The 14,690-nt window shown below is 74.8% G+C and carries 12 protein-coding genes; 7 read left to right on the top strand and 5 right to left on the bottom strand.

The window, feature by feature from the left end:
* Positions 1-105 precede the first annotated feature (105 nt).
* Together AC4OR8_RS04100 and AC4OR8_RS04095 are read right to left on the bottom strand one after the other, a co-directional pair.
* Positions 106-1,347, bottom strand: coding sequence for a fatty acid desaturase family protein (locus AC4OR8_RS04100; protein ID WP_492164297.1), 1,242 nt, complete (start codon positions 1,345-1,347; stop codon positions 106-108).
* Between the two features lie 52 nt (positions 1,348-1,399).
* On the bottom strand, positions 1,400-2,503 hold the full coding sequence (locus AC4OR8_RS04095; protein ID WP_492164296.1) for a ferredoxin reductase: 1,104 nt from the start codon (positions 2,501-2,503) through the stop codon (positions 1,400-1,402).
* Positions 2,504-2,618: 115 nt separating this feature from the next.
* On the opposite strand from AC4OR8_RS04095, the gene AC4OR8_RS04090 reads away from it, so the two are divergent.
* Positions 2,619-3,806: a PucR-like N-terminal domain-containing protein gene (locus AC4OR8_RS04090; protein ID WP_492164295.1), complete on the top strand. Its 1,188-nt coding sequence runs from the start codon at positions 2,619-2,621 to the stop codon at positions 3,804-3,806.
* Between the two features lie 58 nt (positions 3,807-3,864).
* Entirely contained in the window at positions 3,865-4,881 is a 1,017-nt protein-coding gene (locus AC4OR8_RS04085) for an SGNH/GDSL hydrolase family protein (RefSeq protein ID WP_492164294.1), read from the top strand.
* A gap of 40 nt (positions 4,882-4,921) precedes the next feature.
* On the opposite strand, the gene AC4OR8_RS04080 is transcribed toward AC4OR8_RS04085, so the two are convergent.
* Positions 4,922-6,448, bottom strand: coding sequence for an amidohydrolase (locus AC4OR8_RS04080; RefSeq protein ID WP_492164293.1), 1,527 nt, complete (start codon positions 6,446-6,448; stop codon positions 4,922-4,924).
* Between the two features lie 214 nt (positions 6,449-6,662).
* On the opposite strand from AC4OR8_RS04080, the gene AC4OR8_RS04075 reads away from it, so the two are divergent.
* Positions 6,663-7,277, top strand: a complete 615-nt coding sequence (locus AC4OR8_RS04075; RefSeq protein ID WP_492164292.1) for a hypothetical protein — start codon at positions 6,663-6,665, stop codon at positions 7,275-7,277.
* A 60-nt stretch (positions 7,278-7,337) separates the two neighbouring features.
* Complete coding sequence (locus tag AC4OR8_RS04070) at positions 7,338-9,500, top strand: signal peptidase I (protein WP_492164291.1); 2,163 nt, start codon at positions 7,338-7,340, stop codon at positions 9,498-9,500.
* A 46-nt stretch (positions 9,501-9,546) separates the two neighbouring features.
* Here AC4OR8_RS04070 and AC4OR8_RS04065 read toward each other — a convergent pair whose 3' ends face one another.
* The gene (locus AC4OR8_RS04065) at positions 9,547-10,134 is read right to left on the bottom strand and encodes a hypothetical protein (protein WP_492164290.1); all 588 of its coding nucleotides are present in this window, start codon (positions 10,132-10,134) and stop codon (positions 9,547-9,549) included.
* A gap of 97 nt (positions 10,135-10,231) precedes the next feature.
* On the opposite strand from AC4OR8_RS04065, the gene AC4OR8_RS04060 reads away from it, so the two are divergent.
* Positions 10,232-10,885: a hypothetical protein gene (locus tag AC4OR8_RS04060; protein ID WP_492164289.1), complete on the top strand. Its 654-nt coding sequence runs from the start codon at positions 10,232-10,234 to the stop codon at positions 10,883-10,885.
* Positions 10,886-10,904: 19 nt separating this feature from the next.
* Here the strand turns inward: AC4OR8_RS04060 and AC4OR8_RS04055 are convergent, their stop codons facing one another.
* Positions 10,905-12,464, bottom strand: coding sequence for a serine/threonine-protein kinase (locus AC4OR8_RS04055; RefSeq protein ID WP_492164288.1), 1,560 nt, complete (start codon positions 12,462-12,464; stop codon positions 10,905-10,907).
* A 78-nt stretch (positions 12,465-12,542) separates the two neighbouring features.
* Here AC4OR8_RS04055 and AC4OR8_RS04050 point away from each other — a divergent pair, with 78 nt between their 5' ends.
* Both AC4OR8_RS04050 and AC4OR8_RS04045 read left to right on the top strand, forming a co-directional pair.
* Positions 12,543-13,124: an RNA polymerase sigma factor gene (locus AC4OR8_RS04050; RefSeq protein WP_492164287.1), complete on the top strand. Its 582-nt coding sequence runs from the start codon at positions 12,543-12,545 to the stop codon at positions 13,122-13,124.
* A gap of 188 nt (positions 13,125-13,312) precedes the next feature.
* Positions 13,313-14,626, top strand: a complete 1,314-nt coding sequence (locus tag AC4OR8_RS04045) for a M1 family metallopeptidase (protein WP_492164286.1) — start codon at positions 13,313-13,315, stop codon at positions 14,624-14,626.
* The last annotated feature ends 64 nt before the right edge of the window (positions 14,627-14,690 follow it).

The following is a 14,690-nucleotide window of genomic DNA, read 5'->3' as shown; positions in this document are numbered from 1 at the left end:
GGGCAGCGCCCGCTGGCGCTTGGTGCTCGATGCGCTGAGGGCGACGAGCAGCGGGCATGCGAACGGCCCCGGGCAACCGCCCGGGGCCGTTCGTCGTGCGTGGGGTCAGGCGGCCTTCGCCATCTCCTTCTTGCGGGCCAGCTGGGTCAGCCGGGCCTGGGCGGCGCGACGGACCTTGGGGCCCTTGGTGGTCATCGCCCACAGCGTCTTGAGCTGCTCGGGGGCGTTCTTCACCGTGGTGGTCTCCAGGAAGCCGTTGGGCAGCGAGAGCCGCACGACCTTGTGCCAGGCGGAGTAGACCTGGGCCGGCAGCGGGGCCTCGTGGTAGTTCAGCTCGTACTTGTCGAACAGCGCCTTCACCTTGGGGGCGACCTCCGCGTAGCGGTTGGAGGGCAGGTCGGGGAAGAGGTGGTGCTCGATCTGGTGCGACAGGTTGCCGGTCATCAGGTGCATGAACTTGGAGCCGGAGATGTTGGCGGAGCCCAGCATCTGGCGCAGGTACCACTCGCCGCGGGTCTCCTTCTCCGGGATCGACTTCTTCTCGAAGGTCTCGACGCCCTCGGGGAAGTGACCGCACATGATCACCGAGTGCGACCACACGTTGCGCACCAGGTTGGCGGTGAAGTTCGCGGCCAGGGTCGGCAGGAACGAACCGGTCGGCAGCGACAGCGCGGGGTGGACGACGTAGTCCTTGGTGGCCTGCTGGCGGATCTTGCGCAGCGTCTTCTTGGTGTTGGTCGTGAACTCCTCGCTGCGCTTGTCCTTCGGCACCGACAGGTTCTTGCCGAGCTCGAGGTCGTAGGCGGCGATGCCGTACTCGAAGAAGCAGGCGTTGATCGCGTTCCAGAGCGGCTGGGCGAGGTACATCGGGATCCAGCGCTGGTCCTCGTCGACGCGCATGATGCCGTAGCCGAGGTCGTTGTCCTTGCCCACGATGTTCGTGTAGGTGTGGTGGATCTCGTTGTGCGAGTGCTTCCAGCCGTCGGCGGTGGAGGCGTTGTCCCACTCCCAGGTGGTGGAGTGGATCTTCGGGTCGCGCATCCAGTCCCACTGGCCGTGCATGACGTTGTGCCCGATCTCCATGTTCTCGAGGATCTTGGCGATCGAGAGCCCGATGGTGCCGGCCACCCAGGCCGGCGGGAACACGCTGGCCAGCAGCACCGCACGCGAGCCGAGCTCGAGCTTGCGCTGCACGTCGACGACCCGGCGGATGTACGCCGCGTCGGAGGCGCCGCGGTCGTCGAGGACGTCCTGGCGGATCGCGTCGAGCTCGACGCCGATCGCCTCGATGTCCTCCGGCGTCAGGTGGGCGGTGGGGTTCACGGGCTGCTTGGTGATGACGGTCATGGAACGCTCCTTCTCGAGGTGACGAGCGGGTGGTCGAGCAGGGGGAAGGTGGTCAGTGGTCGATCTGGCACGGCCCGGCGGCCGCGCTGATGCAGGTCTGGATGTTCACGCCGTCGCCGGGCTGGGCGATGGTCAGCTCGCCGTTGCGCAGGTCGCGCACGGCGCCCTCGCGCAGCGGCAGCACGCAGCCGAAGCAGACGCCCATCCGGCAGCCGCTCGGCATCAGGACGCCGGCCGACTCGGCGGCGTCGAGGATCGGCGTGGCGCCGTCGGCCTCCACCACCACGTCGTTGCCGGAGAACGACACGGTGCCGCCCTCGCCGGTGGCCACGACCGCGGTGCGGAACCGCTCGATGTGCAGCGGCAGGTCGAGCTCGCCGTGGTGGCCCTCGAGGGCGTCGAGCAGCCCGACCGGCCCGCAGGCGTACGTCGTGCGCTCGCCCAGGTCGGGGACGATCGTGGCGAGGCCGCGCTCGGGGTGGTCGACCTCGAGCATGCCGTCGACGTCGGTGTGCAGCTCGACGAGGCGCAGGCGACCCTCGGCGGCGTAGCGGCGCAACTCCTCGCCGAAGATGACCTCGGAGTGCGAGAGCGCGGAGTGCAGCAGCACGATGTCGGCCTGCACCGGCTCGGCGCGCGAGAACATGTTGCGCAGCATGCCGATGACCGGGGTGATGCCCGAGCCGGCGGTGACCAGCAGCAGCTTGGTGGGCAGCGGGTCGGCGAGGACGAAGTCGCCCTCGGCCTGGCCGAGCTGCACCATCTGGCCCGCGCGCAGGCTGCGCACCAGGAAGTTCGACACCACGCCGTCGGGGATGGCCTTGACGGTGATGCTGATGCAGCCGTCGGCGCGGGGGCCGTGGGTCAGCGAGTAGGTGCGCCACAGGCGGACACCGTCGACGTCGACGCCGATGCGCAGGTACTGCCCCGGCACGTGGCCGGCCCAGTCCTTGCCCGGCTTGATCACGATCGTGGCGGAGTCGGCGGTCTCGGGGACGACCTGCACGACACGGCCGCGCAGGTCGGCGCCGGCGCGCAGCGGGTGGAACACGTCCAGCACGTCGTCGAGGTCGAGCGGGGTGACCGCGGCCTCGGCGACCTTGCGCAGGCGCTGTCGCAGCGACGGAGCCGCGGGCGTCGGTGCAGTGGTGGTCATGCGTTCTACTGTCCTACGCTTGGCACTCAAAGTCCTGTGCCGTCGACGTGAACCTGCTGGCTGCTTTTGTTCACTCGGGACAGTTCTGCCGGATCTGGACCCGTTGGAGGCCGTCATGGTGCGCCGCGTCACCCGCCGAACCGCCGGGCACGGCCTGCAGCTGCCGCCGCGCGCGGTCAGCGAGATGCGCTCCGAGCTGGCCGTGGTGGCCGACCGCGTCGTCGACGCCATCATCGCCGAGGTGCCCAGCTACGAGGGCTCGCTGACCGGCTCGATGGGCGAGAACATCCGCAAGGCGGTGCAGCTGGCGCTCGGCGGGTTCCTGTCGCTGGCCAGCGGACGCCGCGGCGCCGACCCCCGCACCCCGGCCGCCCCGGCGGTCGAGGGCGCCTACCAGCTCGGCCGCGGTGAGGCCCGCAGCGGCCGCACCACCGACGCGCTGCTCGCCGCCTACCGCATCGGGGCGCGGGTGTCGTGGCGGGAGATGTCGGGCGCGGCCGTGCGCACCGGCATGCCCGCCGAGACCGTCGCGTCGTTCGCCGAGCTGGTGTTCGCCTACATCGACGAGCTGTCCGCGGCCAGCGTCGCCGGCCACACCGACGAGCTCGCCTCCACCGGCCGCGCCCGCCAGCGCCTCCTCGACCGGCTGGCCGGCCACCTGCTCGACGACAGCCCGGTCGAGACCGTCATCGACGCCGCCGAGCGGGCCGGCTGGGAGCCGCCCACCACGCTCACCGCCGTGCTCGTGCCGGGCTCGCAGCTGCGCCCGGTGCTGGCCGCGGTCGCCCCGGCCACGCTCGCCGTCCCCGACCTCGCCGCCCTGCCCGAGCACGCCCTGCTGCTGGTGCCCGACGCCCACGACCTCGCCCGCCCGGTGCTGCTGCGCACGCTGCGCGACCGCAGCTCGCTGGCCGGCCCCGCGCGGCCCTGGCTGGAGGTGCGGGCGTCGTACGACCGGGTGCTGCGCACCCGCGAGCTCGGCCTCGGGGCGGGCGCCGACGACACCGGTGACACCGAGGCCCACCTGCCCGCGCTGGTGCTCGATGCCGACCCCGCCGCGCGCGCCGACCTGCGCGCGCTGGTGCTGGCGCCGCTGGCCGACCTGCGCCCCGCCACCGCCGAGAAGCTCGCCGAGACGCTGCGCTGGTGGCTGCTCCACCAGGGCCGCCGCGAGGACGTCGCCGACGCCCTCTTCGTGCACCCCCAGACCGTGCGCTACCGCCTCGGGCAGCTGCGCGAGGCGTACGGCGACCGCCTCGACGACCCCGACTTCGTGCTGGCCGCCACCGTCGCCCTCGGCTGAGCGCCGCTGCCCGACCGCCCGGCACCGACGGGTGGGCGGGGCCCGTACCGTCTGGTCCATGACGAGTCGTACGACGCCCCGCCCGGCCCGACCCACGCGCGCCGCCCTGCTGCCGGCGCTGCTGGCCGCCGGCGCCCTGGTGCTCGCCGGCTGCGGCGGGGGCGACGCCGAGCCCGACGCGGCCCCGTCGTCCTCGTCGCCGTCGTCCTCGTCGTCCTCGTCGACCGCTCCCAGCGAGACCGCCGAGCCCAGCGGGCCCAGCAGCACCGCCCCCGCCGAGGGCAGCGGCGACTACCCCGACTACGTGGCGCTCGGCGACTCCTACACCGCGGCCCCGCTGGTGCCGGAGACCGACGTCAACGACGGCTGCCTGCGCTCCACGGGCAACTACCCCACCCTGGTCGCCGCCGGCCTCGAGGGCACCGTGCTGACCGACGTCAGCTGCAGCGGCGCCACCACGACCTCCCTGATCGGCGTGCAGCAGACCCTCGACGGCGCCACGCAGCCGGCGCAGTTCGACGCGGTGACGGAGGAGACCGACCTGGTCACCCTCGGCATCGGCGGCAACGACCGGGAGCTGTTCTCCCGGCTGATCGGCCAGTGCGGCCAGCTCGCCGCCGGCGGGGCCGAGGGCTCGCCGTGCACCGACGCCTCGCGCGGCGCGGTCACCGACAAGACGTTCCGCCAGGTCAGCGCCACCCTGGCCGCGGCCCTCGCCGGTGTGCTCGACCGGGCGCCCGACGCCCGGGTGCTCGCCGTCGGCTACCCCCAGATCATCCCCGCGCGGGGCACCTGCCCCGACCAGATCGACCTCGCCGCCGGCGACTACGCCTTCGCCCGGCAGGCCAACGCCAGCCTCGACGACGCCGTCGAGCGCGCGGCCCGCACGGCCGGCGTCGAGTTCGTCGACGTCTGGTCGCTCAGCGAGGGCCACGACCTGTGCTCCGACGACCCGTGGGTCAACGGCAAGGAGACCATCCCCGACCAGGCCCTCGCGTTCCACCCGTTCGCCGTGGAGCAGGAGGCCGTCGCCGCCGAGGTGCTGCGCCTGCTCGAGCGGGAGCCCGCCCGCTGACCGAGGTGCGCCGGGCGCCGGCCGGCCGTCGCCGCCGGGGTCAGAGGGCGGAGAAGACCTCGCGGCCGGCGACGTACGTCGCGGCGACGCGCATGTCGCGCAGCCGGGCGGCGGCGTCGAGCGCCGAGCCGGCCTCAGCGAGCGGGTCGGCGTCGAGCAGCACCAGGTCGCCGCGCGAGCCCGGCGCCACGGTGCCCTGGCCGTCGACGGAGGCGCTCAGCGCCTCGCGCGGGGTCAGCGCCTGCTCGGCGTGCCAGGCCTCGCGCTCGTCGGCGCTGCGGTGCACCGCCGCGGCCATCGCCAGCCACGGGTCGAGCGGGGAGACCGGGGCGTCGGAGCCCAGGGCCAGCTCGACGCCGTCGTCGAGCATCCAGCGGTAGGCGAAGCAGCGCGCCGAGCGCTCGCCCCAGATGTGGTCGGTGAGGTCGCGGTCGTCGAGCAGGTGGGCCGGCTGCACGCTGGCGCGGATGCCGAGCTCGGCCATCCGGCGCACGTCGGCGCGCCCGACCATCTGCGCGTGCTCGATCGAGCCGCGCGCGCCGGTGTCGGCGTACGCCGCGAGCGCCTCGGCGCAGGCGGCGTCGCCGATGGCGTGGGTGGCGACGTCGAGCCCGTGGGCGTGGGCGCGGGCCAGCAGCGCGCGCAGCTCCTCGCCCGACAGGTTGGGCTGCCCGGCGGGGTACTCCAGGCGGTGGGCGTCGCCGTACGGCTCGCAGCACCAGGCCGTGCGGGTGTTGAGCGAGCCGTCGCTGATGATCTTCAGCGGTCCCATCGTGGCGCGGTCGTCGCAGCCGGGCAGGGTGTCGCCGGTGCGCAGCCCGGCCTCCAGCACGTCGTCGAGGCCCTCGGCGTAGGTGGACATGCGGATGCGCAGCAGGTCGCAGCCGTGGGCCCACCGCTCGGCCCACTCGCGGGCGCCGCCGGAGAACTCGAAGTCGACCAGGCCCACGACGCCGAGCGACGCGGCGTGGTCGAGGGTGCGCCGGTAGGCCTCGTGGGAGGTGCCCTCGTCGCCGATCAGCGTCGCCAGCCGGGCGTAGGCGCGGAACCACTCCGCCTCGCGCACCACCGAGTCGCGCACCGGCAGGGCGAGGTGGAGCAGCGCGGTGGTGTTGAGCCAGGCGTGGTGGGCGTCGCCGGAGATCAGCACCACCGGGGTGTCGCCGGTGACGGCGTCGAGCTCGGAGACGGTCACCTCGCGGCCCCACAGCGCGGAGCGGTGGCCCCAGCCGATCACGGGCAGGTCGGGGTACTCCCGCACCCGCTCGGCCACCAGCGCGGTGGCCTGCTCCGGCGAGCGCGCCGGGGTGAGGTCGAGACGGGCCGAGGTGAGCGTCCACTGGGCGAGGTGGACGTGCTGGTCCCACAGCCCCGGCACCACCCAGCGCCCGCCCGCGTCGACCGTCTCGACCGGTCTCCGCTCCCCGGCGCCGCGGGGCAGCACCAGGCCCGAACCCACCGCGGTCACCCGGCCGTCCTCCACCAGCACGTCGACCGGTCGGTCGGGCACGCGGTCGCCGGCGGCGAGGGCCACGACGCGGGCGCGGCGCACGAGGAGGCTGCTCATGGCGCCCCACCGTAGGGACGTGGCCCCCGCCACTCGCGGGCGGGGCGGCGCAGCGCCCGGACGGCGTCCACGCGGCACCCGCGCGGCGCGCGGGGGTAGTCCGTCCGGGTGGTGCGGCCCGGCGATGGGTCAGCGTCCGGGTGAAAGCCCACGGCAGCCGGTGACGACCGCGACAGTGGCGGCGGCACACCCCCCACCGACCAGGAGCACCCCCATGCGCATCACCTCAGCGACCACCGGCAAGATCGTCGCCGCCGCCGCCACCCCCGTCGCGGTCATCGCCGCCGGTGCCCTGGTGTGGCAGTCGTCGTACGCCGCGTTCAGCGGCACGACCCGCAACTCGGGCAACGACTGGGCGACCGGCTCGGTCGCGCTGACCGACGACGACGCCGGCTCGGCCCGGTTCCAGGTGGCGAGCATGCTGCCCGGGGCCACCGAGACCAAGTGCATCACCGTCACCGCAAACGCCACCGCGGCCGGCACGGTCAGGGCCTACATGGTCAACCCCGTCACCTCCCCGGCCGGCCTCGAGCGCTACGTCGAGGTCACCGTCAGGGCGGGCACCGGCGGCTCGTTCGCCGACTGCGCCGGGTTCACCCCGTTCGCCACCGGCAACCCGGTCGTCGAGGACTCCCCGCTCTCGCAGCTCGCCCTGTCCAACAGCTACGCCAACGGCGTGGGCAGCTGGCCGGTCACGACCGGCACCCAGTCGCGCACCTACGAGGTCACCTGGACCTTCGACACCACCGGGCTGACGCAGGCGCAGGTCGACCAGCTGCAGGGCAGCCACACCGGCATCGACCTCCAGTGGGAGCTGCAGACCAGCTGAGCCGGCTCGCAGCCCGCCGCGCCAGCCAGAGCCCCGCCCCGCCGTCAGGAGGTCCCGCACATGGCCACCGCCACCGTGCCTCCCCCTCCCGTCGACGCGCCCTCCCCGCAGGCACCGGCCGCCACCGGCCCCCGGGCCCACCTCGGGCGGGCGCGGCTGGTGGCCCAGGTGCTGGGCCGCGCCTACCGCGCGTTCCTGCTGACCCTGCTGGTCGCGGCGATGGTGCCGACCCTGTGGGGCTGGTCGAGCTCGGTGGTGCGCAGCGGCTCGATGGAGCCGTCGATCTCGGTGGGCGACGTGGTCGTGGCCAAGCCGTTCTCGGCCTCCGAGAAGGTCCCGCTCGGACGCGTCGTGCTGTTCGGCAACCCGGCGAAGCCCGAGGACGGCGAGCTGGTGGTCCACCGGGTCGTCGAGAAGCTGGGCGACGGGCAGTACGCCACCGCCGGTGACGCCAGCCCCACCTACGACGCCACCCCGATCACCAGCGCCGACGTCGAGGCGCGCGCCACGCTCCTGGTCCCGTACGTCGGGCGCCCGCTGGTCTGGGTCAGGGACGGCCACGTCCTGCCGCTCGTCCTGTGGGGCGTACTCACCGCCCTGGCCCTCGCCCTGGCCACCCGCAGACGGGCCGGTCGGGACACCGACGGGCCGGGCGCGGGGACTCCTCGCCCCGGACGACGTCACCGCGGCCTCCCGCGCCGGCGTCCCGCCGCCGCGCTGCCGGTGCTGCCGGCGCTCGCCCTGCTGGTCGCCGGCGGGATGGGGCTCTCGGGCGGCCACACCGCCACCGCCGGGTTCACCGACCGCACCGTCGCACCCGCCAACAGCTGGACGGTCTCCGCCTCGCTGGCCCACCGCGTCGCCCTGGCCTCGCCCGGCGCGGTCGTGCGGGGATCGGTGCCGCTGACGGCCACCGTGTCGAACGCCGACACCACCGACTACACCGTGCGGATCGAGCGCGCGCCGGCCGGCACGACGACCTGGACCACCGCCTGCACCACCTCGACCCGGCCGTACTCGTGCGCCTGGCTCACCTCCGGGACGCCGAACGGTCGCCACGACCTGCGTGCCGTGGCCACCGCCGGCACGACCACGCTGACCTCCCCGGTCGTCGCGGGGGTGCTCGTCGACAACGTCGCTCCCACGGTCGCCCTGCAGGACCCCGGCACCCCGCTGCGCGGCACGGTGACCCTCACCGCCAGCGCCGCCGACGCCCACTCCGGTGTGGCCCGCGTCGTCGTCCAGCAGGCGGTGTCGGGCTCCGCGACCTACCAGGACCTGTGCACCGTCACCGCCGCCCCCTGGTCGTGCCGCGTCGACACGACGACGCTCGCCAACGGCACCTACTCCTTCCGGGCCGTCGCCACCGACGTCGCCGGCAGCTCCACCACCTCCGCCGTGGTCGGCGGCCGGGTGGTCGACAACGTGGTCACCACGGTCGCGGCGAACGACCCGGGGCCGGTCCTCACCGGCACCGTCACCCTCGGCGCCAGCGCGAGCTCCACCGCCGGGGTGGCCTCGGTGCGGCTCCAGCGCTCGCCGGCCGGCACCGGGACCTGGACCGACGTGTGCACCGACCCCACCTCCCCCTACTCGTGCTCCTTCGCCACCACCGCCGTGCCCGACGGGCTCTACGACCTGCGCGCCGTGGTCACCGACGGCGCCGGTCGCACCACCGCCTCGGCCGTCGTCGCGGGCCGCAGGGTCGACAACACCGCCCCGCGGGCCGCCGACGTGCAGACGACCAACGGCGGCGTCGCCGGTCGCCTCGACCCGGGCGACACCCTGAGCCTCACCTACAGCGAGCTGATGCGGCCCGCCTCGATCAGCCCCGGCTGGGACGGCTCGGCGGTGCCGGTGACCGTGCGCCTGCGCGACGGCAACCTGCTCGGCCTGGGCGGCCGCGGCGACAGCGTCGACGTCCTGCGCGGGGGCGCTGCGGTCAACCTGGGCGCGGTCAACCTGCGCGAGGACTACATCGGCTTCTTCGGCGCCGCCCAGTTCTCGGCCACCATGACCGCGACGACCACCACCGTGAACGGCGTCGCCGTCACCCGGGTCACGATGACGGTGGGCCAGCAGAGCAGCGGCGGGTCGGTCAGCACCGTGACCACGACCTCCGCGATGACCTGGGTGCCCTCCGGCCTGGCCACCGACCTGGGCGGGCTGGGCGCGAACACCACCGCCGCCGCCGAGTCCGGTACGCCGGACCGCCAGTTCTAGGCGTGCGGGAAGGGTCTCGACACGGCTCGTCGCTGGCGCTCCTCCCCTACACGACCGACGAACGCTCCGAGCCCCGCTCGACCGGCACCGCACGGCGCCCGCACCAGCCGCGCAGCGCGTGGCCACAGACGAGCACCAGCGCGAGCAGCAGCGCGACCCGCGACCAGAACTGCGCCGGGCGGGCCAGGTCGAGGGCGTCGTAGACGGCGAGGTCGGCGGCGACGTACCAGACCAGGTAGGCCGCGGGCGGCACCAGCCAGGCCAGTGGGTGCCACCAGCGCACCCGCACCTGGCTGCTGCCGACGAGGAGGAAGTCGGCGACGACGAGGGCCGGGGTGACCTGGTGCTCGAGCATCGACCACGGCTCGCCCAGGTTGCCGTTGGCCATCGGCAGGTAGGCCAGGCCGACCAGCAGCATCACCGTGGCCAGGGCGCCGCGCAGCAGCGGCGAGGCCGGCTCCCGCACGGCCAGCGCAACGAACGCCACGGCCGCGGCGAGGTTGGCCAGCTGGCTCAGGGCGGTCCACCACACGTCGTACTCCCGGGCGGCCAGCAGCACGCCACCGGCGGCGCTCGCGGCCACCAGGAGCCGCCACGCCGTCACGGCAGGAGAGGGGGTGGTCGGGGCGTTCACCTGCCAAGGGTGCCACGTTCACCTGTCGTTCACCTCCTCCTCAGGAGGACTGCTGGATGAGCCCGGCAGGTCGCCGGCGGCCGTTACGGTGTCCCCCATGGGACTGCGGGGTGCGCTGGCGACCGTGGCGCTGGCCGTCGTCGGCGCCCTGGGCGGCGCGCTGCTGGCGCTCGGCGCGGACGACGAGCCCGTGGCCTTCGACCCGCCCACCCCCGTGCCCGCGGCGGCCCCGCCGTACCCGCAGGACGCCCGGGTGCTGGTGATCTCCGACCCCGACTACCCCGTGCTGCAGCGGGCGGTGCCGACGCGGCGCGCCACGGTCGGCACCCCGCCGTTCGCGCTGTCGATCCCGGTGCCGCGCGGGTGGGTGCGCACCCAGGCGACGGCCGGCGAGTGGCGGTGGTACCCCGAGGACCCGATGACCGACGAGAACACCGCGAACACCCATTTCCTGCGCGTGCGACTGATCGGCAACGGCCACGAGACGGTGTCGGAGGCGCTGACCGCCCGGCTGCGCGCGCTCAAGATGGCCACCGACGTCACCGCGCTGGACGTCGAGAGCCGCTCGAGCGACACCTTCGTGGCCACCTACGTCAGCCAGGGCCACCAGCGCCTCACCTACGAGCGCTACATCAGCGCCGCCCCCGGCGACGACCTGGCCTTCGCCTCGATCGCGGTCGTCGGACGGGCGATGGACCGCGACGGGCTGAGCAGCCTGCTCGAGGCGGTCACCTCGGGCGCCCGCACCTGACGGGCGCCGCCCGCCGGCGTCACAACCCGTAGGTCTCGATGCTGTCGAGCACGCGGTAGGCGGTGGCCGTGCTGGCGCTGCGCACCTGCACCCACAGCAGCCGGTTGGCCGCGACCTGCACCACGCGCTCCACGACGACGCCCTCGCCGGGGCAGCCGCTGTGGAGCACGGTCTGCACCGCCTGGCCGTCGACGGAGTCGGTCACCCGCTCGCCGGTGGCGGTGCACTCGGGGTGGCCCGGCATCCGCCCGGGCAGCGCCGTGCCGCTCATCAGGCCGAGGAACACGCCCTCCCCCTCGCCCGCGGGGTCGGTCCAGGCGGCGCTGGTGCCGACCGAGAGGGCGTCGTACGCCACGTCGTCGTCGGGGGCCACCCACGACTGGTCGGACTCGGCGTCGTCCCACCGGGCCGGCACCACCACCGACAGCGAGCCCGACGCGTCGGTCACGGTGACCTGGTCGGGCGCGCGGCCCTCCACCAGGGCGTAGCCCGCCACCCCGCCCGCCGCCAGGGCCGCCAGCGCCACCAGCGCCGCGCCGGCCCGCCGCAGGCCCCGGCGCCGCGCACCGCCCTCCGGGGTCGGCGGGGCGGGCGGGTCGGGCAGGTCGTCGTGGGACGCGGGGCCGGACGGGTGGTGCGCCGAGGGCCGGTTGCCGGGCTGGGTGAGGTCGGGGTCGACCGGGAGCCACGGCCGGGCGATCGCCCCCGAGCCGACCTCGCCGCCGAGCACCGGCGCGAGGGCCTCGACCAGGGCGGTGACGAACGCGGTGACGTCGGGCCAGCGCTCCTCGCGGTCGACGCTCAGCGCCCGGCGCACCACCGCGTCAGCGGCCTCCGGCAGCGGGCGCTCCGGCGTGGAGAGCGGCGGCACGGTCTCCGGGCTGGCGGCGGCGCGCAGGGTGGTGTGGGCGTGGGCCGGGCGGCCGCTGAGCAGGAGGTAGGCCAGCGCTGCCAGCGAGTACTGGTCGGCGCGGGCGTCGGGGGCCTCCCCCTGGGCCTGCTCCGGGGCGACGTACGACGGGGTGCCGGCCACCATCGTCAGCCGGCTCGACACGTCGAGCGCCTTGCCGAGACCGAGGTCGCCGAGCAGGGCCTGTACGTCGCCGTCCGCACCGCTGCCCGCCGGACCGCCGCTGCCGGCGCCGGGGCCGCGGGTGGTGCGGAACAGGACGTTGGCGGGCTTCACGTCGCGGTGGAGGATGTCGAGGTCGTGCAGGGCCTGCAGGCCCGCGCCCACCTGGCGCAGCACCTCGGTGGCCTGCCGGGTGGTCAGCCCGTCGACGTCGAGCCGGTCGGCCAGGGTGCCCTGGTCGGCGTACGACATCACCAGGTAGGGCCGGCCGTCGTCGAGCTCGCCGGCGTCGTAGACCCGCACGACGTGCGGTGAGTCGACGCGGCGCAGGTAGCGCCCCTCCTCGAGGAACCGGCGACGCACCTGGTGGTCGTCGGTCCAGTTGTCGGCCAGCACCTTCACCGCCACTGGCGAGTCGAGCTGCTCGTCGTAGGCAAGCCACACGGTGGCGAAGCCCCCGGACCCGATGCGCCGACGCACGGCGTAGCGGCCGAGTCGCTGGGGCATGGACACCCGAGCATGATAGGTACTGCGGCGGGATCGACCCGCACGGGTAAAATCTGCGAGCGCGGGAAGAGTGGAGACATGCTGTCCAGCGACGACCGACCCGCGCCCACGCCCGACGAGGTCGACGAGCTCGCCCGGCGTGCCCAGGCCGGCGACCGCGAGGCGCTGGAGGACCTGCTGGCCGCCGTCCGCCCCCGCGCGCTGAACGTCTGCCGCGGGGTGCTGCCCCACTCCGCCGACGCCGAGGACGCCTGCCAGGACGCGCTGGTCAACATCGCCGCCAAGATCGGCTCCTGGGGCGGGCGCGGCCGGTTCACCACCTGGATGCACGTCGTGGCGGTCAACAGCGCCCGCACCACCTACCGCCGGATGCGCAACCAGGCCGTCGCCGCAGACCCGCAGGCCGGCGGCCCGCTCCTCGACCGCCCCGACCCGCGCACGACCAGCGTCATCGCCGGCACCCGCCTCGACCTGCTGGAGGCGATGGAGACCCTGGGTCGCGACCACCCGCAGCTGGTGGAGCCGCTGCTGCTGCGCGACGTCTACAGCCTCCCCTACGACGAGATCGCCCGGCTGCTCGACGTCCCCCTCGGCACCGTGAAGGCGCAGATCCACCACGGGCGCCGGCTGGCCCGCCCGATGCTGCGCGGCGACGAGTGAGGCCCGCCCGGCTCGCTGCGCTCGCCACCACCGCCGCGCTCGCGCTGGGAGCCGTCGGGTGCGGCGCCGACGCGCCGTCGTCACCCTCGCCCTCCGCGTCGGCAGCCCCGTCCGAGTCGGGCACGTCGGACCCGGTGGACCCCGAGGGCGCCGTCGACCCGGTCGACCCAGCGGGGCCGGAGGACCCTGTGCTCGACCCGGCGCTCAGCCGGCCCGTCGCCGACGCGGTCTACCCCGCGCTGGGCGACCCCGGCGTCGACGCGCTGCACTACGACCTCGACCTCACCTGGGACCCCGACGCCACCCGGCTCACCGGTCGCGAGACCGTGCTGCTGCGCGCCACCACCGCCGCGGGCGTGCTGGTGCTCGACCTGTCCCGCCGCCTGGAGCCCTCCGCGGTCACCGTCGACGGCGCCGACGCGACCTACCGCCACGACGGCGACGACCTCGTGGTCGAGGCCGACGTCGCCGCCGACCAGCGGGTGACCCTGGTCGTCGAGTACGCCGGCACCCCGCGGCCCGTGCCGGCGCCGACCACCCGCACCGACGTCGAGGGCCTCGGCTGGACCGTCGCCGCCGACGGGTCGACCTGGACGATGCAGGAGCCCTACGGCGCGCTCACCTGGTACGCCGTGAACGACCAGCCCTCCGACAAGGCGTTCTACGACCTGACCCTCACCGTGCCCGAGCCCGCGGTCGGCGTGGCGAACGGCGTGCTGCTCGAGCGCAGCGAGGCCGACGGCGCCGTCACCACCCGCTGGAGCCTCGACTCGCCCGCCGCGTCGTACCTGGTCACCGCCGCCACCGGCGACTACACCGTCACCGAGGCCAACTCGGCGAGCGGGGTGCCGGTGTCGTGGTGGGTGCCGGCCGGGGCCGAGCAGTACGCCGACGCGCTGGCCGCCACCCCGGCCGCGCTCGACTGGGTGGAGGAGCGGCTCGGACCGTACCCCTTCGACAGCCTCGGCGTCGTGCTGGTCGACTCCGCGAGCGGCATGGAGACGCAGTCGATGATCACCCTCGGCGCCGACGACTACGCCACCTCGCCGGAGGTGCTGGTGCACGAGGTGGTGCACCAGTGGTGGGGCGACCAGGTCACCCCCACCGACTGGCGCGACCTGTGGATGAACGAGGGCATGGCGATGTACCTGCAGGCGGTCTGGCAGGGCGAGCAGGGCCCCGGCCTCGAGGCGGTGCTCGACACCTACCGCGCCGTCGCCGACCAGCTGCGCGCCGAGGCCGGCCCGCCGGCCGACTACGACCCGCGCGCGTTCGGCGCCAGCAACGTCTACTACGTGCCGGCGCTGATGTGGCACGCGCTGCGCGAGCGGCTCGGCGACGACGTGTTCTGGGAGCTGGTGCGCCGCTGGCCCGCCGAGCACGCCGGCACCAACCAGTCCTACGACGACATCACCGGCTGGTTCGAGGACGAGTCGGGCGTCGAGCTGACGGCGTTCTTCCGCTCCTGGCTGCTCGACGCCGACAACCCGCCGCTGGGCTGACCCGCTCTCGGGGGTGCGGGGCTGGGTGGCTGGGTGGCTGGGTGGCTGGGGCTGGGGCCTCCGC

It is taken from the genome of Nocardioides sp. FY1077 (genome assembly GCF_058681775.1).
Note: the sequence above shows the minus strand (reverse complement) of the source record. Positions and strands in the feature narration are given on the sequence as shown.